A 22,951-nucleotide genomic window follows, 5' to 3' on the forward strand; every position below is an offset into this window, starting at 1 on the left:
TCGCCGAGCTCGAGGAGTTCGGCCGCTCCCACGGCGTCGACGCGGACTGGCCCGCCATGGCCGATGGCTGGCGCTCCGGTTACGCCCCCGCGATGGACCGGGTGCGTCGCGGGGAACTGCCGTGGACCCGCATCGACGACCTGCACAGGATGATCCTCGACGAGCTGCTCGCGGCGGCGGGCATCAGCTCGATCGCCGAGGCCGACATCGACCACCTCAACCGCGCCTGGCATCGGCTCGAGCCGTGGCCCGACAGCGTGGCCGGCCTGACACGGCTGCGGGAACGCTTCGTCATCAGCACGCTGTCGAACGGAAACGTCTCGCTGCTCACCAACATGGCCAAACACGCAGGGCTGCCGTGGGACTGCGTGATCTCCGCCGAGCTGTTCGGTCACTACAAGCCCGACCCGGAGGCGTACCTCGGCTGCGCCGACCTGCTCGGTGTGCGTCCCGAAGAGCTGATGCTGGTGGCCGCCCACCCCAGTGATCTGCGCGCCGCGCGCGAGGTCGGTCTGAAGACCGCGTACGTCGTGCGGCCGCTCGAGTACGGGCCTAATCAGCGCGCACACCGGTTCGACGACGGCGAATTCGAGTTCACGGCAACGGATTTTCGCGATCTCGCCGACCAATTGGGTGCCTGAGGAATCAGCGTAGCGTGGAGGAGTGACCGATCACGTGACCACCGGGCTGCCCACCGCACTGAGCAGGGCCATCGATCTACTCGTCGATCCGCCCGCCAACCCGGACGCCAGCAAGGGCTACCTCGACCTGCTCGTCGACGCTCCGGAACCTGAATCATTGGAGAGGAACACCGGCGCCATCCAGGCGGCGTGGGCCTCGCGGCTGGGGTCGATGCTGTACGACAACGCGCAGACCTTCGCGCGCAAGTACGTGGGCGCGTGGCAGCTTGACGTCAGTTGGCTGGACATCCCCAGCGGTGGGGCGGCGCTCGATATCGGCAGCGGCCCCGGCAACGTGACCGCCGCGCTGGCTCGTGCGGCAGGTCCTGACGGGCTGGCGCTCGGCGTCGACATCTCCGAGCCGATGCTGACCCGCGCAGTCGACGCCCAGGCCGGCCCCAACGTGGGCTTCCTGCGCGCCGATGCGCAGCGCCTGCCCTTCCGCGACGCCACGTTCGACGCGGTGACCTCCCTGGCCGTGCTGCAGCTGATCCCCGACCCGTCGACCACCCTGGGGGAGATCGCGCGGGTGCTCAAGCCCGGCGGCCGGGTCGCCATCATGGTGCCCACCGCGGGCCGCGGCGGTGAACTCCTGCGATGGCTGCCCAACGGCGGGGTGCACTTCTTCTCCGACGACGAGCTCGGCGACGCCTTCGAGGATCTCGGCTTGCTCGGCGTACGCACCAAGACGATCGGCAACATCCAATGGGTGCGCGGCAGGCGGCCGACCGATGGGTGATGATCCCGACCTCGCCCAGCTGTGGGATGCGCACTGCGGCTACGAGTTCGAGTCGCGCGACGTCGACGCCACCATGGCGACCATGGTGGCCGAGCCGTATGTGAACCACATTCCCACCATGACCGGCGGCGTCGGCTACGAGAATCTGCACTACTTCTACTCAAACCATTTCGTCGGGGTGAACCCGCCCGACCTGAAGCTTGCACCCGTCAGCCGCACGGTCGGCGACAGCTCCGTCGTCGATGAGTTCATCCTGAGGTTCACCCACACCACGGTGATGGACTGGATGCTGCCCGGCATCGAACCCACCGGACGCGCCGTCGAGGTCCCGATGGTTGCGATCGTCGCGTTCACGGGCGACAAGCTTTCCCATGAGCACATCTACTGGGATCAGGCCAGCGTGCTTGTGCAACTCGGTTTGCTCGAGGCCGATGGTCTTCCGATCGCGGGCGCTGCGACCGCACAGAAGGTGCTCGACGTGGGCCTGCCCAGCAATACCCTGATCCGGTGAGTACTGGCGGAATCGTCCTCGTCGCATTGGTGATCGCCGTCGGCATCGTCGGCATCATCGTGCCGCTGCTGCCCGGCATCCTGCTGGTATACGCGGCAATTGTGGTGTGGGCCGTCATCGAGCACAACGTCGCGGCATGGGTGACGCTCGGCGTCGTGACGGTGCTGATCGGCGCCACCACCCTGATCAAGTACATGTGGCCGATGAAGCGAATGCGCGCCGCCGATGTCGGCACGATGACGCTGCTCGCGGGTGCGGTGCTCGGCATCATCGGCTTCTTCGTGATCCCGATCGTCGGTCTGGTGATCGGATTCGTGCTCGGGGTGTACCTGGCCGAGCTGGCGAACCGCCATGACCAGCGGGTCGCGTGGACGTCGACCAAGCATGCGCTCAAAGGGGTGGCGCTTTCCGTCGGGGTCGAGTTGGCCGGTGCGCTGCTTGCCACTTCGGCGTGGGCGTTCGGGGTCTACGTAACTCAGTAAAAGACGCCGCGATCTGGCTAGGTTCTACCCATGGCCAAGCTCCGCTTCGGGTACTTCATCGCACCGTTTCACCGTGCAGGCACGAACCCCACCCTCGCGCTGCAGCGCGACCTCGAGTTCGTCGAGCATCTCGACCGGGTCGGCTTCGACGAGGTGTGGATCGGTGAGCACCACTCGGCGGGCAGCGAGATCATCAGCTCTCCGGAGGTGTTCATCGCCGCTGCGGCGCAACGGGCCAAGCGGATCCGGTTCGGCACCGGCGTCATCTCGCTGCCGTATCACAACCCACTGTGGGCGGCCGACCGGCTGATGCTGCTCGACCATCTCACCCACGGCCGGATCATCGGCGGCGTCGGACCGGGCTCGCTGCCCACCGACTCGTCGATGATCGGTTTGACCCCCACCGACACGCGAGAGCTGCTGGAAACCAACCTCGACATCCTGGTCCGGCTGCTGGCCGGCGAGACCGTCACCGCCAAGACCGCGACGCACGAACTGCACGACGCCCAGCTGCAGCTCGCACCGTACTCCGACGGCGGCATCCCGCTGTCGGTGGCGGCCGTGGCCTCGCCGACCGGCGCGCGACTGGCGGGCAAGCACGGCATCGGGCTGCTGTCGATCGGCGCGACGCTGATCGTCGAGGGTTTCGACGCGCTCGCCTTTCACTGGGGCATCGCCGAGGAACGCGCCGCCGCTTTCGGAACCACCGTGGACCGCGGTAACTGGTCGCTGGTGTGTCCCATGCACATCGCCGAAACCGAGGAGCAGGCGCGCGAGGAGGTCCGCTTCGGTATCGCGCCGTGGTTCCGGTACTTCCAGAAGGTCGCGGCCTTCCCGCAGATGACGATGCCCGGCGACGAGGTCGACGAGATGATCGGCATCATCAACGACGCGGGTGCGGGGGTCATCGGCACGCCTGAAACGGCCCGGGCTCAGGTGCAGCGGCTGTGGGACCAGTCGGGTGGGTTCGGCGCCATGCTGCAGATGGGTCATGAGTGGGCCAACCCCGCTGCCACCAAACGCTCGGCGGAACTCTTTGCCGCAGAGGTTATTCCGCATTTCCAGGGTCAGGCGCAACCGACGCTCGATGCGGCGCAGCGCGCCAGCGGTGCCCGGGAAGGCTTGGCGCAGAGCGCGATGGACGCGATCGAGCACATGACCAAGAAGTACGAGGCGGAAAAGGGCGGCTAGTCAGCCCGTCGCCGCTGCGGCAGCTGCGGGACGCCTGCCAGCAGTCCCCGCTGAGGCACTCCCATCACGGGTTCGGCGGCCGCGCCGAGCTCGCCGAGAATGTCGTTGGCGGCGAGCACTCCCGACATCGCCGACCGTTCCATCAGCCCGGCGAGATACGGCAGTTCGACGAAGTCCCCGGCGAGCCGCAGTCCCCGCGCGTCGGTGCGCACCCCGGGACGGGTGCCCGCTGAGCCGGGTGGGAAAGCGGGTGCGGTCGCCTCCAAGCGGTCGTGTCGGTGCACGACAACGGCATCGGCGGTCTCGGGCCACAGCGTCGCCAGTTCGTCGCGCATGGCGCGCGCCGCGGCGTCGGCGGTGTCGAGACCGCAGGAGTAGGAGTGCAATTCGACAACCGATCCGCCGGTCGAACCGGCCCACCGCGCGCTGGGCTCCTCGAGCCGTGAGTACACGGCGACCGAGTCGAGGTTGGGCTGGCCGGTAACCGCGCTGAAGGCAGCCCGCTCGGGTGCCACGTCGCGGTCGAGCCACAACCTGCTGACGGCGAACGGCGGTGCCACCGTGAGAGATTCGCAGTGACGCGCCAGCACTGGCGCGGTGGCTGCGGCCGCAGGCGAGTCCGCGAGCAGGGCGCGTAGGGCGCCGGGGTCCAAAGCCAGCACGACGTGCCTGGTGCTGATGTTCCCGGTGTCGGTGCTGATGCGCCAGCCTTGCCCGTCGGGCGAGACACCGGTGACCCGTGTCCCGGTCCGCACGACCGCTTTCTGCTGAATTAGATACTCACGCAAGGGGTTCCAGATGACTGTCGCGTAGTCGGTATCGGTGACATCGAAGCCGATGCCCTCGGGGTTGCCGAGGAAGTAGTAGTGGAACATCGCCACCAGCTCGGCGGCCGACAGCTCACCCTGGTTGCAGAAGAAGGACCGCGCGAAGGCCTCGAACAGCATGCTGCGGGTGCGCTCCGACATGCCGAGGCTGTCCAGAAACCCCGCGGCGTCGATGTCGTCGAATTGAGCGGTGGTGGTGGCGCGGTCATAGGCGAGCAGCGCACGCCCGGCGTCGGGATTGGCGCGGGTCAGTTCGCGGGCGGTCAGGCTCTTCGACCGCAGCGCAAGGGCCAGCAGGTTCAGCGGTGGGGCGGCGGGCAGACCCGAGAGGTCCTCGGCCGGATAGGTCGCCGAGATGACCGGATAGCCGGGCACGGGCGCGAGGAACGACAGTTGCGGGTCGACGCGTCGCAGGATCGACCGCCACGTGTAGTAATGCCGGAAGAACGCGTGAAAGCCGTGTTCGACGTACTGATCGCTGCCGTCGGGCAAGCGCTCCGGCCAAGCGCCCAACCGGCCGCCGAGATGCTCGGCCGCCTCCAAAACCGTTACCGTCACGCCTCTTTCGGCCAGCACAACCGCCGCGGACATTCCGGCGATACCCCCGCCGACGATCGTCGCCTCTGCCGCAACCGGTACGTCGCAGGGCAGCAACGGATCGGCGACGACCAGACGGCGGGGCCGCATCCGAAAGGGGGCGGCCCGGCTTGTCAGCTCACCGCTCATGCGGTCACCGTATGCCGGTCACGTCCGCGGCGACGCACGAGCGCGACGGCGAAGGGCACCGCAACCGCACCCATGATCACCGCGCCGGTGATCGCTGACCCGGGTAGATCGAAGAACACCGCGTGACCCATCACCGAAGAGAAGTACACCCACAGATACAGCGCCGCCGCAGGCGCCGACGGCACCCGCTCACGCGGTAGCGTCCGGTCGAGGATCGCCATGATGACCATCGACACCAGCAACCAGCCGATGTAGTTGGTCAGTGGGATGCCCGGTATCAGCGGCAGGCTCGGCGCGGTGTCGAACCAGGCCCAGTGCCCGGCGGCCACCATCTGCGGGTCGAGGAACACGTCCCACGCGGTGAGCGCCACCGCGCCCACGGCGGCAACGGCAGGACCGCGCGCCACCAGCGTCCGCGCCACCACCAGCGCGGGCCAGGCCATCATCACCCACGCCAGCGGCACCACGACCGGCACACCCAGCAGCTCGGGACCCAGTGTGCCGGTGTAGGCGTAATGCCCGAACGGTAATCCCGTGGCCACGCCGACCGCCTCGGCGACGAGGCCCCCGCCTCCTGCCACGCCGGTGAGCACGGCGGCACCGGCGAGACCGTGCACCCGCGCGGCGTCGGCCACCGCGGCGACGAAGAAGATCACCACGCTGGCCACCGTGACCTCGGTGCGCCACGCCTCCGGCATCAGGGGGTAGGCAATCTGGGCCAGGACGGCCGCCGCGACAAGCGTCCACACCACATAGGCGACGCGCACCCGCGCAACCGGCACGGCAATCGCCATGCGTGATACCTCCGGTGTCACAGAGACGGTGCCGACACCCGGTGGGCTTCGGCGCCCGGGTGCGACTTCGTAGAGTTTCCAAGATGCCCGATGAGCGCCTCACGGAAACGCTGCGCGCGCTCGTCGTCACAGGATCGTCATTGGCGTGCCTCGGCACGGCTCATCAACTGGTGAATCAACGCCTGCTGCGGACACCGCCCACCGACCCGCCCCAGGTCTCGATTGCGGTGTCGATCCTGGTGCCTGCCCGCGACGAAGCGCACCGCATCGCACCGACGATCCGCTCCCTGCTTGCCCAGCAGGGATTGCTCGACTCCGAGATTCTGGTGCTCGACGACGGCTCGAGCGACGGCACGGCCGATGTCGTTGCGGCGACGGCCGAATCCGATCCGCGCGTGAGGCTGCTGACCGGAACGCCACCGCCGCAGGGCTTCCTGGGCAAGCCGAACGCCTGCGCGCAGTTGACTGCCGCGGCGCGCGGTGAGGTGCTGGTCTTCGTCGACGCCGACGTGGTCCTCGAACCGAACGCCGTCGCGGCGGCGATCGCCGTGTTGCGCGGGCCGCGGCCGCTGGACCTGCTGTCACCGTGGCCGCGTCAGATCGTCGCGGGATGGTCCGGCCGTCTGATTCAGCCGCTGCTGGCCTGGTCCTGGTTGACCACGCTGCCGTTGCGGGTGGCCGAGCGCTCCCATCGGCCGTCCATGGCGGCGGCCAACGGGCAGTTCCTGGTCATCGAGGCCGACGCGCTGGCCCGCGCAGGCGGATGGCAGGCGGTGGCGGGCGCCGTCCTCGACGACATCGGCATGGCCCGCGTCATTCGGGCCGCAGGCGGCCGGACGGGCATTGCCGACGGATCCGCACTGGCGACATGCCGGATGTACGCCAGCGGGCCGGAACTACGGGAGGGATACCGCAAGTCGCTGTGGGCGGCCTTCGGGTCGCCGGCGGGCGCGCTTGCCGTAGCGGCGGCCCTCGCGGTGGTCTACGTCCTGCCTGCGGCCGCCGCGGTGACCGGCTCACGGATCGGCGCGCTCGGCTATCTGGCCGCCGTGATCGGCCGACTGTCGGCGACGCGGTGGGGCGGCAGGCGCGTCGACGCGCTCGCCCATCCGTTCTCGGTGCTCGCGCTGCTGACGCTGTTGGCGTCGTCGTGGGCGGGCCGGTTGCGGGGGTCGTTGCACTGGAAGGGCCGCCCGGTATGAGCCGGATCGTCGTGATCGGTGCCGGCCTCGGCGGACTCGCCGCGGCCGCTCGCCTTGCCGCCGCAGGCCATCAGGTCATCGTGTTCGACAGCGCACCCACCGTCGGCGGCAAGCTCGGCACCCTCGAACGCGACGGTTTCACCTTCGACACCGGTCCATCGCTGCTGACCCTCCCCGGCGAGCTGACCCGACTGTTCGACGACACCGGCGGGCCTGCCGACCTGCCGTTGACGGCGGTCGACCCGGCGTGCGCGTACGTCTTCGCCGACGGCACCGAGGTGCCGTTCCCGCATGACCCGGCGGCCGTCCCCGCCGCACTCGACGACGCGCTCGGGGTCGGCGCGGGCGAGTCCTGGCGCAGACTGCACGACCGATCGCGACGGCTGTGGACACTGGTCGGCGAGCCCGTGCTGCGGCGGCCCGTCACTCTGCCCGCGCTGGCCCGAATGAGCCTGCGGCCCAAAGACCTACGGGCGGTGGCCCCGTGGCGAACCCTCGACGGGCTTTCCGGGCAGATGTTTGCCGACCCGCGAATGCGCATGTGGCTCAACCGTTATGCCACGTATTCGGGGTCCGATCCGCGCCGCATCCCTGCCGTGCTGTCGGTGACGTCGTTCGTCGAGCAGGAGTTCGGCGCGTGGTATGTGCCCGGCGGATTGCGCCGCATCGTCGAAGCCGTCGCGGCCCGGTGCCGCAAACTCGGTGTCGAGATCCACACCGGCTCCGCCGTCGAGGCGGTTCTGGTGTCCGGCGGTCGGGCCTCGGGAGTTCGCGTCGGTGACCGGACCATTGCGGCCAACACCGTGGTCAGCAACGTCGATGCCGCCGTCCTCTATGACCGGCTTCTGCCCCCAGGCGCCGCGCGGACCGCCAGGCGCCGGGTACGCCGCAGCGCCCGCTCGATGGCCGGCTTCGTACTGCTGCTCGGGCTGTCGGGCCGGACGGCGGGTCCGGCCCACCGGGTGTACTTTCCGCGCGACTACGACGCCGAGTTCGACGCGATCTTCGGCCGTCGGCCGCAACCGGTCGCCGACCCGGCGGTCTACGTGCACGCCCCCGATGACCCGGCGTTGCGTCCCGGCGATGACGCCGAGGGCTGGTTCGTGATGGTCAACGCCGCGGCGCACGACCCGGCCCGCGGCGTCGACTGGGACGAACCCGGACTGCGCGAGCGCTATACCCGCCACATTCTCGACGTGCTGGCCGAGCGCGGCACCGATGTCCGCGACCGGATCCGCTTCGTCGAGACCATCACTCCGGCCGATCTCGAGCGCCGCACCGGCTCGCCGGGGGGCGCGATCTACGGCGCCGCCTCACACGGGGCGAGGGCCGCGCTGCGCAGACCGGCCAACCGCAGCCCGCTGCGCGGCCTCTACCTGGTCGGCGGTTCTGCGCATCCCGGTGGTGGCATCCCGCTGGTGCTGATGTCGGCCGACATCGTCGCCGGTCTCATCGGTCCGGCGGATAACTCGGGGGAGTCGAACGCCGCACGCCGCGGGCGAGCTGTCCCAGCCCGACCACCCCGACGACCGTCCAGATGATCGCCGTCACCGCGGCCCACCCCCAGCCGAGCATCGGCACGCCGGAGGGGAACACCGCCGAACCCGCCGCCGCCAAGCCGACCAGGATCAGCCGCGTCGGCCGCTCCGCGACGGTCACGGCGCCGACCCCCGGCATACCGACCGACTGCGCGCGGGCGCGCAGATACTCCAGCAGCATCAGCAGCGCCACCGCCGCGACCACCCACGGCACCGGCGCGCCGAGCGCCAGCAGACACCCCCCGAGCAGCAGGTCGCCGATACGGTCGGCGACCGAGTCGATCACGGCGCCCAACGGCCTGGCTCGTCCCGTCGTCAGCGCGACCACGCCGTCGAGCCCGTCGAGCACCCCGCCGAGGAGAATGAGCGGCACGCTGAGTGCCGGCCAACCCGGCCCGGCCACTGCGGCCCACGCCCCCGCCAGCGCGAGAACCCCGGCCGCGGACAGCACGTCGGGCGGGACGTGCGCCACCGGACCGGTGCCGAGGATCCGCATCAACCGCAGCCATCCACGCACCATGCGGGACGGCTGTATCCCGCTGTGCAGCGACGACCACCCCGCGTCGTCTGCGTCGTCGCCGGGGGATCCGTCCGACGTCATGCCGTCAGCCTGCCAGTGCAGTCACCCGCGTGAGCGGGTAGTGCGATGAGCATGCGTGAAAAGTTGGCGGCAGGGGTGCGCCGGACGTTCCCGGGCACGGATCTGGCGTTGTGGGCGGCCGGTGCGACGTACTTCGGGGTGATCGGGCTGGTTCCGCTGGCGTTAAGTTCGTTGTGGGCGGTCGGCGCTCTGGCTGGCCACGACGCCGTCACCAACGCGATGAACGCGGCGATCGACGGCCTGCCGAACGGGCACGGAACGCCGGACGCGCTGCGAACGCTCACCTCGGTCGCACTGTCGATGTCCTGGGTGCAGGCGCTCGTCGTGTTGATCCCCGCCAGCCTGTACGGCGAGGGCCTGCGTCGGGCCTTCGCCCAGATGTCGCCGGCTCGAGACACGTTGACCGGTTGGCGCGGCAGGGCAGGGCTCCTCGGCGTTGCGGCAGTCGCGCCGTTTCTGGTGCTTGCGGTTCTGGCGACGGCGCCCTACGTCGGACCGCTGTACGCAGGCGGCGGCTGGTCGCTCGCCTGGGGTGTGGTGGTCGCCTTCCATGTCGTGTGGCTGGCCGTCTCCACCGCCCTGCTCGGGGTGTTCGGGCTGATTGCGCCGGGGCGTATCGGTTGGAAAGCATTGTGCACCGGTGCCTTTGGAACGGGTGCGATCGTGGCCGGCTTCCTACAGGGGTTTGTGCTGTTCCTCGCCATCCCGATTTCGTGGTCGGCGCCGTTCGGGGGGCTGCCCGTCATCGGCGCGGTGTCGGCGCTGGCGCTGTGGCTCTACCTGATCCACATCCTGGTGCTGTGCGGTTTCCGTGTCACCGTTGTGCTCGACGAGGTGCGGCGCGCACGCTGACCGTCAACCGCGCAGCGCGACACGCAGTTTCGCGATGTCGTCGGTCGTGAGGCCGGACGCGTCGAGGTAGCCGTCGAACGAGCCGAAGTTCTCGACGATCGCGCTGTGCGCCGCGTCCAGGTAGGCCTCCTGCACACCGAGCACCGCGTCCGTCAGACGCGCCTCGGCCACCTCCGCGACGTCGGGGGTCGCAGACATCCTGGCCCGGATCGTCTCGACGATGTGGGCGCGCAGCTCCGGCACGGCCGCATTGCTGGCCAGGTAGTCGGCCATGATGGCGTCGCGGTCGACGCCCGCCGCCTCGAGCACCACCGCGATCGTGAAACCGGTCCTGTCCTTGCCTGCGAAGCAGTGCGCCAGCACCCGGTCGTCGTCGCCGAGCATGGTGATCACCTTGTGCACGGCACGCTGCGCCAGGGTCGAGCGGGCGATCCGGCCGTACTCCTCGGTCATGTAGCGGCTGGCGGCGTGGCTGACCGACTCGTCGTCCGGCTTCTCGGTCAGCATCTTCTGGAATGCGCTTTCATGCGGCGCATCTCCTTCGGACGCAAGGGTTTCCACGAACGGCAGATGGTGGATCACCACGCCGTCGGGCACCTGCCCCTTGCCGTGACGGTCGAGTTCTGGCGCCGACCGCAGATCGGCGACATCGGTGACGCCGAACCGGATCAGCGTTTCGCGGCCGTCATCGTCGAGGTTGCTCAGCTCGCCGGACCGGAAAAGCCTGCCCGGTTGGATCCCGGTGTTCTCGGCGACGTCGCGAAAGTTCCATGCCCCGGAAAGCGGCGGCACTAGCCCGTCACCGCCGCGGCGAAGGCCGAGGGCTCCTTGCCGAGTTCGCCGCGCGCAATGGTGCGCATGTGCACTTCGTCGGGGCCGTCGAACAGCCGCATGGCCCGATGCCAGCCGTAGAGCCTGGCCAGCACGGTGTCATCGCTGACTCCGGCCGCGCCGTGCACCTGGATGGCCCGGTCGATCACATTGCACGCCATCTGCGGCGCAACCGCCTTGATCATCGAAACCAGTTGGCGCGCTTCCCGGCTCTGATTGCCGTGCTGGTCGATGGTCCACGCCGCCTTGTGACACAACAACCGGGCCTGGTCGATCTCGTTGCGGGACAGGGCAACCTGCTGCTGCACCACACCCTGCTCGGCGAGCGGCTTGCCGAACGCGATGCGCTTGGTGACCCGGTCGACCATCAGCGCCATCGCCCGCTCGGCCACGCCGATCGCCCGCATGCAGTGGTGAATGCGGCCCGGGCCGAGTCGTGCCTGTGCGATCGCGAACCCGCTGCCCTCCTCGTCGAGCAGGTTGGTCACCGGCACCCGGACGTTGTCGAAGGAGATCTCGCAGTGCCCGTGCTGGTCCTGCCAGCCGAACACCGGCAGCGACCGCTCGACGGACACACCGGGCGTGTCGATGGGTACCAGGATCATCGACTGCTGCTGATGGCTCGCGGCTTCTGGGTTCGTCCGGCCCATCACGATGAGGATTTTGCAGCGCGGGTCGGCGGCGCCGGAGATCCACCACTTGCGACCGTTGATGACGTAGTCGTCCCCGTCGCGCAGCATGGTCGTCTCGATGTTGCGGGCGTCGCTCGATGCCACGGCCGGTTCGGTCATGGCGAACGCACTGCGGATCTGACCGTCGAGCAGCGGTTCGAGCCACTGCTTGCTCTGCTCCTCGGTGGCGAACAGGTGCAGGGTCTCCATGTTTCCGGTGTCCGGGGCGGCGCAGTTGGTCACCTCGGGGGCGATCTCCATGCTCCAGCCGGTCAGCTCGGCCAGCGGTGCGTAATCGAGGTTCGTCAGGCCCGAGACCGACGGCAGGAACAGGTTCCACAGCCCGTGCTCCTTGGCCAGCACCTTGAGTTCCTCGATGACCGGTGGGACGGTGTGGTCGTCAGGGCCCGCCGCACGTCGGTACTCCTCGTATGAAGACTCGGCGGGAAAGACGTATTCGGTCATGAAAGCCGAAAGACGCTTGTGGTGATCCTGCGCCTTGGCAGACATCGCGAAGTCCATGTAGCCACACTAAACGGTGCGCAAAATGAGCTGATGACCGAGAGCCGTCCCCCGTTTCCGCCGTTCACCCTCGAGACCGCGCAGCAGAAGGTGCAGGCCGCCGAGGACGCCTGGAACACCCGCGACCCCGAGCGCGTCAGCCTCGCCTACACCCCCGATTCGCAGTGGCGTAATCGCGATCAGCACGTCGTCGGCCGCGAGCAGATCGTCGCGTTCCTGACCCGTAAGTGGGAGCGGGAGCTGGACTACGTGTTACGCAAGGGGCTGTGGGGATTCCGGAACAACCGGATAGCGGTCCGCTTTCAGTACGAGTGTCATGACGCCGACGGACAGTGGTACCGCAGCTACGGCAACGAGCTGTGGGAGTTCAACGCCGAAGGGTTCATGGCTCGGCGGGAGGCCAGCATCAACGATGTTCGGATCGACGAGTCGGAGCGCCGCTATTTCGGTGTGCGACCCGAATCGGAGTACGGCAAGGACTTTCCGCTCTGGTGACCGCTCAGGACGCGCCGTCGGTGCTGTGCGGCGTCGGGCTCTCGCCCGATTCCCACTTCGATTCCATCGCGTGGGTGACGACGGTGCCTGCGGGAATCGTCTGCTGGAAGGTCTCGCCGTCGTCGTCTTCGAAGGTGATGATGTAAACGGCCGCGTCGTCGCCGCCCTTTTCCCAGTCCTTGAACACCACTTTGGACGGCTGGGACTCGCCGTTGCCACGGTCGACGGCGATGATGTCGCCGGGCGCCACGTCGTCGATACGGTCGCTCGAGATATTCGACATCCTGCCGACGGTAGTCGGTGCCGGACAACGAGTGAGGCCCTCCCCGGTACGCCGCCGGGGAGGGCCTCTGTGGAGGGAGATCTATTTTTGTTGTTATTCGTGTTGTTATTCAGTTGTGGGTCTACTGGCCCAGGTAGGCGTGGCCGTGGCCGTGGTGGAAACGCCAGCCGGACATCGCGCTGGGGGCAGGCTTCGCGTAGGTGTCCGGGGTGGCCACGATCGCGGTGTGCGAGCCAGTCTGGGTGGTGGTGACGGTGGCCCCGGCCATCCCTGCAAGGCCGAGGGCGGCTCCGGAGAGGACGCCGGCCGAGACGATCGGGAGGGCGATGCGGGCGACGATGCGATTCATTTCGGTTCCTTTGTCTGCGTTGGCTTTTCAGTTTCCCGCCGGTGTTCTCCGGCGATGACTTAAGACTGCCCGAGCCCAGCCGCCGGGTCTGTCCGCCGATCGGCCGGAGACACGGTGGAACTCGTTGTCCCCCAATCGGGGGAACCGGACAGGTTGCTGTGCCAAGCTGAAGTCGTGGCAGGCGAAAAGGTGCGGGTGGTGGTCGGCGATGACCATCCGATGTTTCGCGAGGGCGTGGTTCGGGCGCTGGTTTCCAGCGGCGAAATCGACGTGGTGGCTGAGGCCGAGGACGGCTCCCAAGCCCTCGAGCTGATCAGAACCCACCAGCCGCAGGTGGCGCTGCTCGACTACCGGATGCCCGGCATGGACGGCGCTGAGGTGGCCGCCGCGGTCAACCGCGACGAGCTGTCCACCCGGGTGCTACTGGTGTCGGCTCATGACGAGTCGGCCATCGTCTACAAGGCACTGCAGGAGGGTGCGGCGGGGTTCCTTCCCAAGGAGTCCACCCGAAGCGAACTGGTGGCGGCTGTGTTGAGATGCGCGAAGGGCAAGGACGTGCTGGCCCCCGAACTCGCGGCGGGCCTGGCGTCGGAGATCCGGCGGCGCAACGAGCCGGACGTGCCCGCGCTGAGCCCGCGTGAACGCGAGGTGCTCAAGATGATCGCTGGCGGCAGCAGCATTCCTGCCATGGCCAAGGAGTTGTTCCTGGCGCCGTCGACGGTCAAGACCCACGTGCAACGGCTCTACGAGAAGCTCGGCGTCAATGATCGCGGCGCCGCCGTGGCAGAGGCCATGCGCCGCAAACTACTGGACTAGCCGCGGACCCGAGGAGCATAACCGTGGCCAACCGGTCTCACCCGTTCATCGACCAGCTCGCGACGGAGCCCGTCCGCGTGTCGGCAGTGCTGAGGCTGCCGCTGATCGGCCTGATCGCCGTGCTGGTGTGGATCTGGGAGGTCGACCATTGGCTGCCCCAGCTGTACGCGGTGATCCTCGGCGTGTATGCGGTGGCTGCGGTGCTGTGGCTGATCGCCGTGTTCCGCGGACCCGTTCCGCGGTGGGCGGACTGGGCGTCGACGATCGTCGACCTGCTGGTGATCGTCGCGCTGTGCCTGGTGTCGGGAGGTGCGACGTCGGCGCTCCTTCCGGTGTTCTTCCTGCTGCCGATCTCGGTGGCGTTCGGCGACCGGCCTGCTCTGACAGCGATTTTCGGGATCGTCACCGCGGTCGGCTATCTCGCCGTATGGATCATCTATTCGAAGCGCGACGACAGAATCGGCTTGCCCAACATCGTGTACACACACTTCGGCTTCCTGCTGTGGCTGGCCGTCGCGACGACCGCGTTGTGCTTCGTGCTCGCCCGAAGATCGTTGCGTGTCAAGGCATTACAGGAAGTACGTCGGCAACTGGTGTCTGAGGCGATGCAGGCCGACGAGCGGCGCAACCGCGAAGTGGCCGAGCACCTGCACGACGGCCCGCTTCAGACGCTGCTCGCGGCCCGCCTGGAGCTCGATGAGGCCCGTGAGCGCAACCCCGATCCCGCACTGGACATGGTCTATGCGGCGCTGCAGGAAACCGCGACCGGCCTGCGTTCGACTGTCACGCAGTTGCACCCGCAGGTGCTTGCACAACTGGGCCTGACACCTGCGCTGCGAGAGCTGGTGAAGCAGTTCGAGGCTCGCACCGAGATCGCCGTCGATGCCGACCTGGAGGAAGTGGGTAAGCCGGAATCCCAGCAGCTGCTGCACCGGGCCGCTCGCGAGCTGCTCACCAACGTCGGCAAGCACGCGGGTGCGAAGACGGTGCGCGTCGGCCTGAGGCGGCACGGCGGCAGGATCACGCTAACGGTCTCCGACGACGGCCGTGGTTTCGACCCCGCGGTCGTCGGCCAGTCGGTCGCCGACGGGCACATCGGGCTCGGCTCGTTGCTGGCGAGGTTCGACGCGATGGGCGGCGCGATGGACATCGACTCTGCATCTGACTGCGGCACCACAGTGACGGTGACGTCGCCGCCCGAACCGGCTACGTCGCCGTCAGCCCTCGAGCGATGACGAGTCGCTGAATCTGGTTGGTGCCCTCGAAGATCTGGGTGATCTTCGCTTCGCGCATGTACCGCTCGACGCGGTAGTCGCGCGTGTATCCGACACCGCCGAGCACCTGGACCGCGTCGGTGCTGACCTTCATCGCGGCGTCCGTTGCGATCAGCTTTGCGACGCTCGCCTGCGCCGAATACGGCCTGCCGAGATCTCGCCGGCGCGCGGCGTCCAGATACGTTGCGCGTGCACTGGCCACCGCCGCGGCCATGTCGGCCAGCACGAACCCCAGCCCCTGATGATCGATGATCTTGCGCCCGAACGTGGTTCGCTCGTTGGCGTACCGGGTGGCCTCGTCCAGCGCGGCCTGCGCCAACCCGACCGCGACGGCGGCGATGCCGAGGCGACCGGAATCCAGTGCGCTGAAGGCGATCTGCAGGCCCTGCCCTTCATCGCCCACGAGGCGGTCGACGTCTACGTGGGCGTGGTCGTAGAACGCGGAGGTGGTCGGCACTGCGTGCAGGCCCATCTTTTCTTCGGGCTTCCCGAAGCTCAGTCCTGTGAGGTCGCCGGGGATGAGGAAGCAGGAGATCCCGCGGCTGCCTTCGCCTGTGCGGGCGAACAGCGTGTAGAAGTCCGCCCGCCCGCCGTGGGTGATCCACGACTTTGACCCGTTGATGAGGTAGCCGCCGTCGGTTCTGGTGGCGGCGCATCGCAGCGCCGCGGCGTCCGAACCGGCCTGCGGCTCGGACAGGCTGTAGGCGCCGATCTGCTCACCCGACAACATCCCGGGCAGCCAGCGTTGCTTCTGCTGCTCGGTGCCGAATGCGAGCAGTGGGTGCGAAGACAGGCTGTGCACGCTGACTGCGACGGCCACCGCCGCCCAGCGCGCCGCGATCTCCTCGAGCACCTGCAGGTACACCTCGTACGGCTGGCCGCCGCCGCCCCACTTCTCGGGTTGCGGCAGGCTGAGCAGCCCGGCGGCGCCCAACTGGGCGAACACCCCTTCGGGGTAGGTCTCCGACTTCTCGTGCGCGTCGACGATCGGGTCGAGCACCTTGTCGGCGATGTCGCGGGTCAGCGCGATCAGGTCTGCTGCGTCGTCGGAGGGTAGGAGACGGTCAACCGGCATGGGCGTGCTCAGACCTTCTCGGCGACAGCGAGCTCCGCGTTGATCGCGTCGACCCGGTCCTTGGCGTCACCGAACAGCATCTGGGTGTTCTCCCGGAAGAACAGCGGGTTCTGGACGCCTGCGTAGCCCGCCGCCATGGAGCGTTTGAACACGATCACGTTGGCGGCGTTCCAGACCGTGAGCACCGGCATGCCCGCGATCGGGCTGCTCGGATCCTCCGATGCCGCCGGGTTGACGGTGTCGTTGGCGCCGATGACAAGGACGACGTCGGTGCTGTCGAAGTCGTCGTTGATCTCGTCCATCTCCAGCACGATGTCGTAGGGCACCTTGGCCTCGGCGAGCAGCACGTTCATGTGGCCGGGCAGGCGTCCCGCGACGGGGTGGATGCCGAACCGGACGTCGACGCCGCGATCGCGCAGCTTACGGGTCAGGTCGGCGACGCCGTACTGGGCTTGGGCCACGGCCATGCCGTAGCCCGGCGTGATGATCACCGAGTGGGCTGAGGCCAGCAGGTCGGCGGCGCCGTCGGCGTTGATCTCGCGGTGCTCGCCGTAGTCCTTGTCGTCGGCCGGGCCGGCCTCGATGCCGAAGCCGCCTGCGATGACGGAGATGAACGACCGGTTCATCGCCTTGCACATGATGTAGGACAGGTAGGCACCCGAGGACCCGACCAGTGCGCCGGTGATGATCAGCAGGTCGTTGCCGAGCAGGAAGCCCGACGCGGCCGCGGCCCAGCCCGAGTAGCTGTTGAGCATCGACACCACCACAGGCATGTCGCCGCCGCCGATCGAGGCAACTAGGTGCCAGCCGAGTAGGAGTGCCAGAAGGGTGACCGCCACCAGCAGCCACAGCTGCGGGTCGATCACGAACCAGACGGTGAGGGCGGCGAAGGCAACGAGAGCGCCGACATTCAGGAAGTTCTTGCCGGGCAGCATCATCGGCGCGGACTTGATGCGGGCCGAGAGCTTGAGGTTGGCGACGATCGATCCGGTGAACGTCACGGCGCCGATGAAGACGCCGATGACGACCTCGGCGGAGTGGATCCCGAGCATGCCCTCCTGATGCAGCAGCGCGGCCTCGGAGCCGGCCAGATCGCGTTCGACGTGCAGGTAGCCGTTCCAGCCGACCAGCACGGCGGCCAGACCGACGAACGAGTGCAGCAGTGCGATCAGCTCGGGCATCCCGGTCATCTCGACGACCTTGGCGCGCCACAGGCCGATCGCGGCGCCGATGAGCATGGCACCGACCAGAAGAGCCAGACCAACGGGTTCGATGTGCCGGGCGAGCGCAAGCGCGATCGTCGCTATCAGGGCGACGGCCATTCCGGTGATGCCGAATGTGTTACCGGCCCTTGACGTTTCGTGCTTGGAGAGCCCGGCGAGCGCGAGGATGAACAGGATGGCCGCGACGACGTACGCCGCGGTTGCGGTGGTTTCCAGTGTGAACATCTCAGCTCCTCGAGAACATGGCCAGCATGCGGCGGGTCACGGCGAAGCCGCCGAAGACGTTGATGCTGGCGAGCAGGATCGCCAGGGTCGCCAGTGCGGTGACCACGACCGCGCCGGACTCCAGGCCGGGCCCGATCTGCAACAGCGCACCGACGACGATGATCCCGGAGATCGCGTTGGTGACCGACATCAGCGGGGTGTGCAGCGCGTGGTGCACGTTGCCGATCACGTAGTAGCCGATCACGATGGCAAGCGCGAACACCGTCAGGTGCACCTGCAGCGCGGACGGGGATAGCGCGATGAGCGCGAAGAGCACCGCCGCGGCCGCGAAGGTCAGCCCCAGCCTGCGCGCGGTGGTCAGGGGCTTTTTGGTCGTCGTGACCTCTGCAGGAGCGGCCGCCGCCACGGCAGGCGCCGCCGACACCTGCACTGGCGGCGGCGGCCAGGTGGTTTCGCCGTCGCGCACCACGGTCACAGAGCGTTGCACGACGTCGTCCCAGTCCAGCGTCAGCTGGCCGTCCTTCTCGGGGGTCAGCAGCTTGAGCAGGTTAACCAGGTTGGTGCCGTACAGCTGCGATGCGGTGGCGGGCAGTCGGCCGGCGAGGTCGGTGTAGCCGATGATGGTCACCCCGTTGTCGGTGACGACGGCCTTGTCCTTGACGGTGCCCTCGATGTTGCCGCCGTTGGCCGCGGCCATGTCGACGAGCACGCTGCCGGGCTTCATCGAGGCCACCATGTCGGCGGTGATGATGCGCGGCGCCGGCTTACCGGGGATCAGCGCGGTGGTGATGATGATGTCGACGTCTTTGGCCTGGTCGGCGTAAAGCTGGGCCTCGCGGGCCTTGTAGTCGGCGTCCATCTCCTTGGCGTAGCCGGTTGCCGACACCTCAGCCTCCGGCGACTCGATCGAAAGATATTCTCCACCAAGGGACTTGACCTGATCTGCCACCTCGGGTCGGGGGTCGGTGGCGCGCACGATGGCGCCGAGGCTGCCTGCCGCACCGATAGCCGCCAGGCCGGCGACGCCCGCGCCGACGACGAGCACCTTGGCAGGCGGCACCTTGCCCGCCGCGGTCACCTGCCCGGTGAAGAATCGGCCGAACTCATTGGCGGCTTCGATGACGGCGCGATAGCCCGCGATGTTCGCCATCGACGACAACACGTCCAGCGACTGGGCCCGGGAAATACGCGGAACGGCGTCCATGGCAAGCACGGTGATCGGACGGCTGGCCAGCCGCTCGACGAGTTCCGGCTTCAGCGCGGGGGAGATCAGGCTGATCAGGGTGGCTCCGTCGCGCAGGGCGGCAATCTCCTCGTCGTTCGGCGCGTTCACCTTCAGCAGCACGTCTGCCGCCCACACCTGCTCGGCGGACCCGACACCGGCACCGGCCTCGGTGTACGCCCCGTCGGCGAAGCTCGATGCGGCGCCCGCGCCGGTCTCGATCAGGACTTCATATCCCAGTTTGATGAGTTGACCGACGGTCTGCGGCGTCGCGGCGACGCGCGTTTCTCCAGGCAGCGACTCTCTCGGAATCCCGATGATCATCGATTTCGATCCGATCTAACGTGTTGTCACGGTCCGGTCAGAGCGCGAGAAGGCGCCCTGACACCGCTCGTGGTGGGACGAGTGGAATACGTCAGTGTAAGAGTCGGCCAAAATCGGCAGTGCGCCCGTGTACGCCGGGCAACGTTTCGGCATTCGCCGCAGAGGGAATCCGCAATTAGCGGGTGCGTCAACGACGTGGCCCGAGTGTTTCCCACCGAAAGGGCACAGCCATGAATAGCACCGCCGTATGGATCGTCGTCGCAGTCGTGGCGGTGATCGTGCTCGCCGGGCTCGTGTTCGCCGCGCGCAGCAGGCGTAACCAGCGCAGGCACGTCGAGGCCGAGCAGATGCGCGAGGAACTGACGACCCACGTCGACAAGGTCGACAAGCGCCAGGCGCTCGCCGACGAGACGGCAGCGAAGGCCCGCGCAGCGGAGGCCGAAGCCGAGGCGAAGGCCGCCGAAGCGGCTCGGCTCAAGCAACAGGCCGCAGGCCACCACGACGCCGTGACGGCCTCGCGCGAAGAAATCGAGGAGCGCCGCAGGCACGCCGACATGCTCGACCCGAAGACCCGCGTTGATGATGACGCCGATGACCACATGGCCGTCGAGCAGGACCGCCGCGTCGACCAGAACCGCGTCGACCAGACCGCCGCACAGCAAGACGCCGCGAGGCACGACTCCCGACGCGGGTAATCAAGCCCAGTGCCGCGCTCTGGGTAGGCGTATTCCTGGAGTGCGGTACTGCCACGCGCGCACGGGCTGAAAGTGCAGTAGTCGACTACTCGTGTCGTGGCCCCCGCGGGCGGAAATGATTGGTCGATGCAAACGACACCCAAAGAAGTGCTGGTGGGTCAGCCACCGAAACTGAAGGAGTCGACGGTCAGGGCGTTGCCGAAAGACGGCGTACTGGATGAACTACGCAAGCAGCGCATCCGGTTTGACGGATTCTTCGCAGGCCCGACGTGGTAGACCGGCCGGTCTAAAAGAACAGATCGTTACACCGGGGGATAGGCGGGCGGTGGGTACACGCCACGCAGGAGCCATGCGAACGCGCCGATCCCGTACTCGAGTTCGTCGCTGGCGTCATAATCCGGATTCGGATCCATGTGTCCACCCTTTCGCGTTGTGCAGTCCCTGCGCTGGAGTCTAGCCCCGCGGCGGCGGCCGCGACACCCCGTGGACTTACACTGGCGGCCAACCAGTTGATAGAGAGTCGTCATGTCCACCGATACGCCTAACGGGATGTCCCGCCGCGAGGAGCTGTTGGCCGTCGCCACCAAGCTGTTCGCCGCCCGCGGCTACCACGGCACCCGGATGGATGATGTCGCCGACGCCGTCGGACTGAACAAGGCGACGGTGTATCACTACTACGCCAGCAAGTCGCTGATCCTCTACGACATCTACAAGGGTGCCGCCGACTTCACCGTGGCCGCACTGCACGACGATCCGTCCGCATCGGCTCGCGAGACCATCTACCACTTCACCCGACGGCTCCTGGTAGGCATAGCGGGCGACCTCGAACGCGCGGCGGTTTACTTCCAAGAGGGGCCCTACATCACCGAGTGGTTCACCGACGATCAGGTGGCCTACATCCGGGAGAAGGAAACCCAGGTGTACGAGCACGTGCGTGATGTCATCGACCGCGGCATCGCCAGCGGCGAGTTCCACGACTGCGACTCCCACGTGCTGGCGCTCGGCTATATCGGCATGACGCTGGGCTCGTACCGCTGGCTGCGCCCGCAGGGCAGGCGCACCGCGCAGGAGATCGCCGCCGAGTTCAGCACCGCGTTGTTACGCGGGTTGATCCGCGACGAGGCCGTGCGGGTGGAATCGCCGTTGGGTATCGATGTCGAGAAGGCCGCACAGTAATGCCGTTGGTGAGCAAAACCGTGGAGGTCGACGCGTCCGCGGAGTCGATCATGTCGATCGTCGCCGACTTCGAGGCCTATCCCGAGTGGAACGAAGAGATCAAGGGCTGCTGGGTGCTCGCGCGTTATGACGACGGACGCCCCAGCCAGCTCCGGCTCGACGTGGTCGTCCAGGGGCAATCGGGCACCTTCATCACGGCGGTCTACTACCCGACTCCCCATGAGATCTACACGGTGTTGCAGCAGGGCGACCACTTCGAGAAGCAGGAGCAGAAGTTCTCCGTGGTGCCGATCGGGGCGACGTCGCTGCTCACCGTCGACCTCGACGTCGAGACGAAGCTGCCGTTCCCGAAGCCGATGGTGAAAAAGGCGATCGGGGACACCCTCGACTACCTCGCAGGCAACCTGAAGACGCGCGCGGAGCAACTCGCGGCCGGTTGAGGCTCAGGCGGGTCCGAACAACGCGTGCCAGAACGCCTCGTCGCCTTTGGGACATGCGCGCTGCAGCCACCTTGCGCAGTGCCATCACACGGGCGTCCATCCGGTGCTCGGTTCCACGCGGAATATCGAAACCATCGAAGTCGAGCGCGTTGACGAGGTCGGGCACCGCAGTGGCCCGTGCTTGAACAAGTGGACGGTGAGCGCGTAGCGCAGTCCGGTCCCGGGCAGCACGGCAGCCGGCCCGGCTGGGCGATGCGCCGCGCGCATCAGCTCCAGATACCGGTTTCCTGGAGCCGCTCGGTCAATCGCCTTGCGCCGTCATCGAATTGCCAGCCGGTCAGGCGCACCACCTCGGCGACATCACGACGTCGCAGCGCGGCGGTCAACAGCCGGTGATTCTGCACGGCTTCGGCGCCCCACTGCGGATCGGCCGCGTAGATCATCGGCGGCATGTAGCGGGCCACGTGCAGAAGAAACCACGCCAGCTTGATCCGGCCGGTCGTGTGGTTGAGCGAGCGGTGGAACCGGAACTCGGCGGCGGCGATCGCGTCGGCATCGCCGGTCTCGACGGTCGCGGCGAGTTCGTCGTTGAGCCGCTCCAGTTCGGCGATACCGTCGTCGGTGATCCGATCGGTGGCGGCGGCCGCGAGTTCCTTGGCGATCGCGGCCTGCAGCCAGAAGATGTCCTCGACGTCGCGTCGGCTCAGGGGGGCGACGACGTGCCCGCGGTGGGGCTCCAGCAGCACCATGCCCTCGCCTCGCAGTGTGCGAAGGGCCTCGCGCACTGGGGTGATGCTGACGCCGAGCGCGGCGGCGGTCTCGTCCAGCCGAATGAAGGTGCCCGGCAACAACGTCCCTGACATGATGGCGGCCCGCAGGTGACCGGCGACCTCATCGGACATCTGCTCGCGGCGAACGGCACGTCGACGCCGGTTAACGGGCCTCGCCGGTGCGTTCACGCGGCCCCCTCCCGGGGTTGTCCCATTCCCGCCGAAGCCATAGTGTGACCGCAGCTTGTCAATGTTTGATCAAATATCAACGTCGTGCAACCCGGGAGTTTCTGCCGTTGACCGCTCAGCCGACCGATCAGCCGTATCTCGCGAGAAGGCAGAACTGGACCAACCAGCTTGCCCGCCACGCGCTGATGCAGCCCGACGCGACGGCGCTCCGACACCTGGGCCGGACCA

General features: G+C 67.9%; 27 protein-coding genes and 1 pseudogene. 16 read left to right on the forward strand and 12 right to left on the reverse strand.

Annotated features, from left to right (window positions below):
* The 5 genes from QOJ24_RS06775 to QOJ24_RS06795 form a co-directional block, all read left to right on the forward strand.
* Nucleotides 1-641: haloacid dehalogenase type II (locus tag QOJ24_RS06775; RefSeq protein ID WP_526260219.1), on the forward strand; the 641-nt coding region annotated here is incomplete at its 5' end.
* A gap of 22 nt (nt 642-663) precedes the next feature.
* A complete protein-coding gene (locus QOJ24_RS06780; RefSeq protein WP_526260220.1) occupies nt 664-1,419 on the forward strand; it encodes a class I SAM-dependent methyltransferase in 756 nt (251 codons plus the stop codon).
* Nucleotides 1,412-1,930, forward strand: coding sequence for an ester cyclase (locus QOJ24_RS06785; protein ID WP_526260221.1), 519 nt, complete (start codon nt 1,412-1,414; stop codon nt 1,928-1,930). Before QOJ24_RS06780 ends, QOJ24_RS06785 begins: the two co-directional genes overlap by 8 nt.
* Nucleotides 1,927-2,412, forward strand: a complete 486-nt coding sequence (locus tag QOJ24_RS06790) for a DUF456 family protein (protein ID WP_526260222.1) — start codon at nt 1,927-1,929, stop codon at nt 2,410-2,412. The genes QOJ24_RS06785 and QOJ24_RS06790 overlap by 4 nt, the downstream gene beginning before the upstream one ends.
* A gap of 30 nt (nt 2,413-2,442) precedes the next feature.
* The gene (locus QOJ24_RS06795) at nt 2,443-3,603 is read left to right on the forward strand and encodes an LLM class flavin-dependent oxidoreductase (protein WP_526260223.1); all 1,161 of its coding nucleotides are present in this window, start codon (nt 2,443-2,445) and stop codon (nt 3,601-3,603) included.
* On the opposite strand, the gene QOJ24_RS06800 is transcribed toward QOJ24_RS06795, so the two are convergent.
* On the reverse strand, nt 3,600-5,156 hold the full coding sequence (locus QOJ24_RS06800; protein ID WP_526260224.1) for an FAD-dependent oxidoreductase: 1,557 nt from the start codon (nt 5,154-5,156) through the stop codon (nt 3,600-3,602). The genes QOJ24_RS06795 and QOJ24_RS06800 overlap by 4 nt on opposite strands.
* A complete protein-coding gene (locus QOJ24_RS06805) occupies nt 5,153-5,950 on the reverse strand; it encodes a carotenoid biosynthesis protein (protein WP_526260225.1) in 798 nt (265 codons plus the stop codon). The genes QOJ24_RS06800 and QOJ24_RS06805 overlap by 4 nt, the downstream gene beginning before the upstream one ends.
* An 83-nt stretch (nt 5,951-6,033) precedes the next feature.
* Between QOJ24_RS06805 and QOJ24_RS06810 the strand changes: the two genes are divergently transcribed.
* Both QOJ24_RS06810 and QOJ24_RS06815 read left to right on the forward strand, forming a co-directional pair.
* Nucleotides 6,034-7,152: a glycosyltransferase family 2 protein gene (locus tag QOJ24_RS06810; RefSeq protein WP_526260226.1), complete on the forward strand. Its 1,119-nt coding sequence runs from the start codon at nt 6,034-6,036 to the stop codon at nt 7,150-7,152.
* Nucleotides 7,149-8,693, forward strand: coding sequence for a phytoene desaturase family protein (locus QOJ24_RS06815; protein WP_526260227.1), 1,545 nt, complete (start codon nt 7,149-7,151; stop codon nt 8,691-8,693). The genes QOJ24_RS06810 and QOJ24_RS06815 overlap by 4 nt, the downstream gene beginning before the upstream one ends.
* On the opposite strand, the gene QOJ24_RS06820 is transcribed toward QOJ24_RS06815, so the two are convergent.
* Entirely contained in the window at nt 8,602-9,291 is a 690-nt protein-coding gene (locus tag QOJ24_RS06820) for a CDP-alcohol phosphatidyltransferase family protein (protein WP_526260228.1), read from the reverse strand. The genes QOJ24_RS06815 and QOJ24_RS06820 overlap by 92 nt on opposite strands.
* A 45-nt stretch (nt 9,292-9,336) precedes the next feature.
* Between QOJ24_RS06820 and QOJ24_RS06825 the strand changes: the two genes are divergently transcribed.
* Nucleotides 9,337-10,143 carry a YhjD/YihY/BrkB family envelope integrity protein gene (locus tag QOJ24_RS06825; protein WP_526260229.1) on the forward strand — a complete coding sequence of 269 codons (807 nt, stop codon included), beginning with the start codon at nt 9,337-9,339 and terminating at the stop codon, nt 10,141-10,143.
* 3 nt (nt 10,144-10,146) lie between these two features.
* Here QOJ24_RS06825 and QOJ24_RS06830 read toward each other — a convergent pair whose 3' ends face one another.
* Both QOJ24_RS06830 and QOJ24_RS06835 read right to left on the reverse strand, forming a co-directional pair.
* Nucleotides 10,147-10,935 (reverse strand): tyrosine-protein phosphatase, encoded by a 789-nt coding sequence (locus QOJ24_RS06830; RefSeq protein WP_526260230.1) that lies wholly within the window; start codon nt 10,933-10,935, stop codon nt 10,147-10,149.
* Nucleotides 10,935-12,155 (reverse strand): acyl-CoA dehydrogenase family protein, encoded by a 1,221-nt coding sequence (locus QOJ24_RS06835; protein WP_526260244.1) that lies wholly within the window; start codon nt 12,153-12,155, stop codon nt 10,935-10,937. Before QOJ24_RS06835 ends, QOJ24_RS06830 begins: the two co-directional genes overlap by 1 nt.
* A 45-nt stretch (nt 12,156-12,200) precedes the next feature.
* On the opposite strand from QOJ24_RS06835, the gene QOJ24_RS06840 reads away from it, so the two are divergent.
* Entirely contained in the window at nt 12,201-12,662 is a 462-nt protein-coding gene (locus QOJ24_RS06840; protein ID WP_526260231.1) for a nuclear transport factor 2 family protein, read from the forward strand.
* 4 nt (nt 12,663-12,666) lie between these two features.
* On the opposite strand, the gene QOJ24_RS06845 is transcribed toward QOJ24_RS06840, so the two are convergent.
* Nucleotides 12,667-12,945 carry a hypothetical protein gene (locus QOJ24_RS06845; RefSeq protein ID WP_526260232.1) on the reverse strand — a complete coding sequence of 93 codons (279 nt, stop codon included), beginning with the start codon at nt 12,943-12,945 and terminating at the stop codon, nt 12,667-12,669.
* Between the two features lie 121 nt (nt 12,946-13,066).
* Nucleotides 13,067-13,294, reverse strand: coding sequence for a hypothetical protein (locus QOJ24_RS06850; RefSeq protein WP_526260233.1), 228 nt, complete (start codon nt 13,292-13,294; stop codon nt 13,067-13,069).
* Between the two features lie 174 nt (nt 13,295-13,468).
* Here QOJ24_RS06850 and QOJ24_RS06855 point away from each other — a divergent pair, with 174 nt between their 5' ends.
* Nucleotides 13,469-14,110, forward strand: coding sequence for a response regulator transcription factor (locus QOJ24_RS06855; protein ID WP_526260234.1), 642 nt, complete (start codon nt 13,469-13,471; stop codon nt 14,108-14,110).
* 23 nt (nt 14,111-14,133) lie between these two features.
* A complete protein-coding gene (locus QOJ24_RS06860) occupies nt 14,134-15,345 on the forward strand; it encodes a sensor histidine kinase (protein WP_526260235.1) in 1,212 nt (403 codons plus the stop codon).
* Here QOJ24_RS06860 and QOJ24_RS06865 read toward each other — a convergent pair.
* From QOJ24_RS06865 to QOJ24_RS06875, 3 genes are read right to left on the reverse strand one after another with little or no spacing between them, the layout of a single operon-like run.
* Nucleotides 15,317-16,459, reverse strand: coding sequence for an acyl-CoA dehydrogenase family protein (locus QOJ24_RS06865; RefSeq protein WP_526260236.1), 1,143 nt, complete (start codon nt 16,457-16,459; stop codon nt 15,317-15,319). The two genes, QOJ24_RS06860 and QOJ24_RS06865, sit on opposite strands and share 29 nt — an antisense overlap.
* 8 nt (nt 16,460-16,467) lie before the next feature.
* On the reverse strand, nt 16,468-17,907 hold the full coding sequence (pntB, locus tag QOJ24_RS06870; RefSeq protein WP_526260237.1) for a Re/Si-specific NAD(P)(+) transhydrogenase subunit beta: 1,440 nt from the start codon (nt 17,905-17,907) through the stop codon (nt 16,468-16,470).
* Between the two features lies 1 nt (nt 17,908).
* The gene (locus QOJ24_RS06875) at nt 17,909-19,453 is read right to left on the reverse strand and encodes a Re/Si-specific NAD(P)(+) transhydrogenase subunit alpha (protein WP_526260238.1); all 1,545 of its coding nucleotides are present in this window, start codon (nt 19,451-19,453) and stop codon (nt 17,909-17,911) included.
* 230 nt (nt 19,454-19,683) lie between these two features.
* Here QOJ24_RS06875 and QOJ24_RS06880 point away from each other — a divergent pair, with 230 nt between their 5' ends.
* Nucleotides 19,684-20,148, forward strand: a complete 465-nt coding sequence (locus tag QOJ24_RS06880) for a hypothetical protein (RefSeq protein ID WP_526260239.1) — start codon at nt 19,684-19,686, stop codon at nt 20,146-20,148.
* A gap of 126 nt (nt 20,149-20,274) precedes the next feature.
* A complete protein-coding gene (locus QOJ24_RS06885; RefSeq protein ID WP_526260240.1) occupies nt 20,275-20,424 on the forward strand; it encodes a hypothetical protein in 150 nt (49 codons plus the stop codon).
* Between the two features lie 26 nt (nt 20,425-20,450).
* On the opposite strand, the pseudogene QOJ24_RS06890 reads toward QOJ24_RS06885, so the two are convergent.
* Nucleotides 20,451-20,561: pseudogene (locus QOJ24_RS06890) on the reverse strand (CAP domain-containing protein); the annotation flags it as partial.
* 112 nt (nt 20,562-20,673) lie between these two features.
* Here QOJ24_RS06890 and QOJ24_RS06895 point away from each other — a divergent pair.
* Both QOJ24_RS06895 and QOJ24_RS06900 read left to right on the forward strand, forming a co-directional pair.
* Nucleotides 20,674-21,324, forward strand: coding sequence for a TetR/AcrR family transcriptional regulator (locus QOJ24_RS06895; protein ID WP_526260241.1), 651 nt, complete (start codon nt 20,674-20,676; stop codon nt 21,322-21,324).
* Nucleotides 21,324-21,764: an SRPBCC family protein gene (locus tag QOJ24_RS06900; RefSeq protein ID WP_526260242.1), complete on the forward strand. Its 441-nt coding sequence runs from the start codon at nt 21,324-21,326 to the stop codon at nt 21,762-21,764. Before QOJ24_RS06895 ends, QOJ24_RS06900 begins: the two co-directional genes overlap by 1 nt.
* A 266-nt stretch (nt 21,765-22,030) precedes the next feature.
* Here the strand turns inward: QOJ24_RS06900 and QOJ24_RS06905 are convergent, their stop codons facing one another.
* Entirely contained in the window at nt 22,031-22,723 is a 693-nt protein-coding gene (locus tag QOJ24_RS06905; RefSeq protein ID WP_526260243.1) for a GntR family transcriptional regulator, read from the reverse strand.
* 101 nt (nt 22,724-22,824) lie between these two features.
* Between QOJ24_RS06905 and QOJ24_RS06910 the strand changes: the two genes are divergently transcribed.
* On the forward strand, nt 22,825-22,951 hold a 127-nt coding region (locus tag QOJ24_RS06910; RefSeq protein ID WP_526260245.1), incomplete at its 3' end, for a hypothetical protein.

Origin of the sequence: Mycobacterium sp. (assembly GCF_032159775.1) — a bacterium.
Taxonomy (GTDB): domain Bacteria; phylum Actinomycetota; class Actinomycetes; order Mycobacteriales; family Mycobacteriaceae; genus Mycobacterium.

Excerpts from the sequence above, each read along its gene's own strand:
- QOJ24_RS06785 (WP_526260221.1), top strand. The coding sequence starts at position 1,412 with ATGGGTGATGATCCCGACCTCGCCCAGCTGTGGGATGCGCACTGCGGC.
- QOJ24_RS06795 (WP_526260223.1), top strand. The coding sequence starts at position 2,443 with ATGGCCAAGCTCCGCTTCGGGTACTTCATCGCACCGTTTCACCGTGCA.
- QOJ24_RS06800 (WP_526260224.1), bottom strand. The coding sequence starts at position 5,156 with ATGAGCGGTGAGCTGACAAGCCGGGCCGCCCCCTTTCGGATGCGGCCC.
- QOJ24_RS06805 (WP_526260225.1), bottom strand. The coding sequence starts at position 5,950 with ATGGCGATTGCCGTGCCGGTTGCGCGGGTGCGCGTCGCCTATGTGGTG.
- QOJ24_RS06810 (WP_526260226.1), top strand. The coding sequence starts at position 6,034 with ATGCCCGATGAGCGCCTCACGGAAACGCTGCGCGCGCTCGTCGTCACA.
- QOJ24_RS06815 (WP_526260227.1), top strand. The coding sequence starts at position 7,149 with ATGAGCCGGATCGTCGTGATCGGTGCCGGCCTCGGCGGACTCGCCGCG.
- QOJ24_RS06820 (WP_526260228.1), bottom strand. The coding sequence starts at position 9,291 with ATGACGTCGGACGGATCCCCCGGCGACGACGCAGACGACGCGGGGTGG.
- QOJ24_RS06825 (WP_526260229.1), top strand. The coding sequence starts at position 9,337 with ATGAGCATGCGTGAAAAGTTGGCGGCAGGGGTGCGCCGGACGTTCCCG.
- QOJ24_RS06835 (WP_526260244.1), bottom strand. The coding sequence starts at position 12,155 with ATGTCTGCCAAGGCGCAGGATCACCACAAGCGTCTTTCGGCTTTCATG.
- QOJ24_RS06840 (WP_526260231.1), top strand. The coding sequence starts at position 12,201 with ATGACCGAGAGCCGTCCCCCGTTTCCGCCGTTCACCCTCGAGACCGCG.
- QOJ24_RS06845 (WP_526260232.1), bottom strand. The coding sequence starts at position 12,945 with ATGTCGAATATCTCGAGCGACCGTATCGACGACGTGGCGCCCGGCGAC.
- QOJ24_RS06850 (WP_526260233.1), bottom strand. The coding sequence starts at position 13,294 with ATGAATCGCATCGTCGCCCGCATCGCCCTCCCGATCGTCTCGGCCGGC.
- QOJ24_RS06865 (WP_526260236.1), bottom strand. The coding sequence starts at position 16,459 with ATGCCGGTTGACCGTCTCCTACCCTCCGACGACGCAGCAGACCTGATC.
- pntB (WP_526260237.1), bottom strand. The coding sequence starts at position 17,907 with ATGTTCACACTGGAAACCACCGCAACCGCGGCGTACGTCGTCGCGGCC.
- QOJ24_RS06875 (WP_526260238.1), bottom strand. The coding sequence starts at position 19,453 with ATGATCATCGGGATTCCGAGAGAGTCGCTGCCTGGAGAAACGCGCGTC.
- QOJ24_RS06880 (WP_526260239.1), top strand. The coding sequence starts at position 19,684 with ATGAATAGCACCGCCGTATGGATCGTCGTCGCAGTCGTGGCGGTGATC.
- QOJ24_RS06885 (WP_526260240.1), top strand. The coding sequence starts at position 20,275 with ATGCAAACGACACCCAAAGAAGTGCTGGTGGGTCAGCCACCGAAACTG.
- QOJ24_RS06895 (WP_526260241.1), top strand. The coding sequence starts at position 20,674 with ATGTCCACCGATACGCCTAACGGGATGTCCCGCCGCGAGGAGCTGTTG.
- QOJ24_RS06900 (WP_526260242.1), top strand. The coding sequence starts at position 21,324 with ATGCCGTTGGTGAGCAAAACCGTGGAGGTCGACGCGTCCGCGGAGTCG.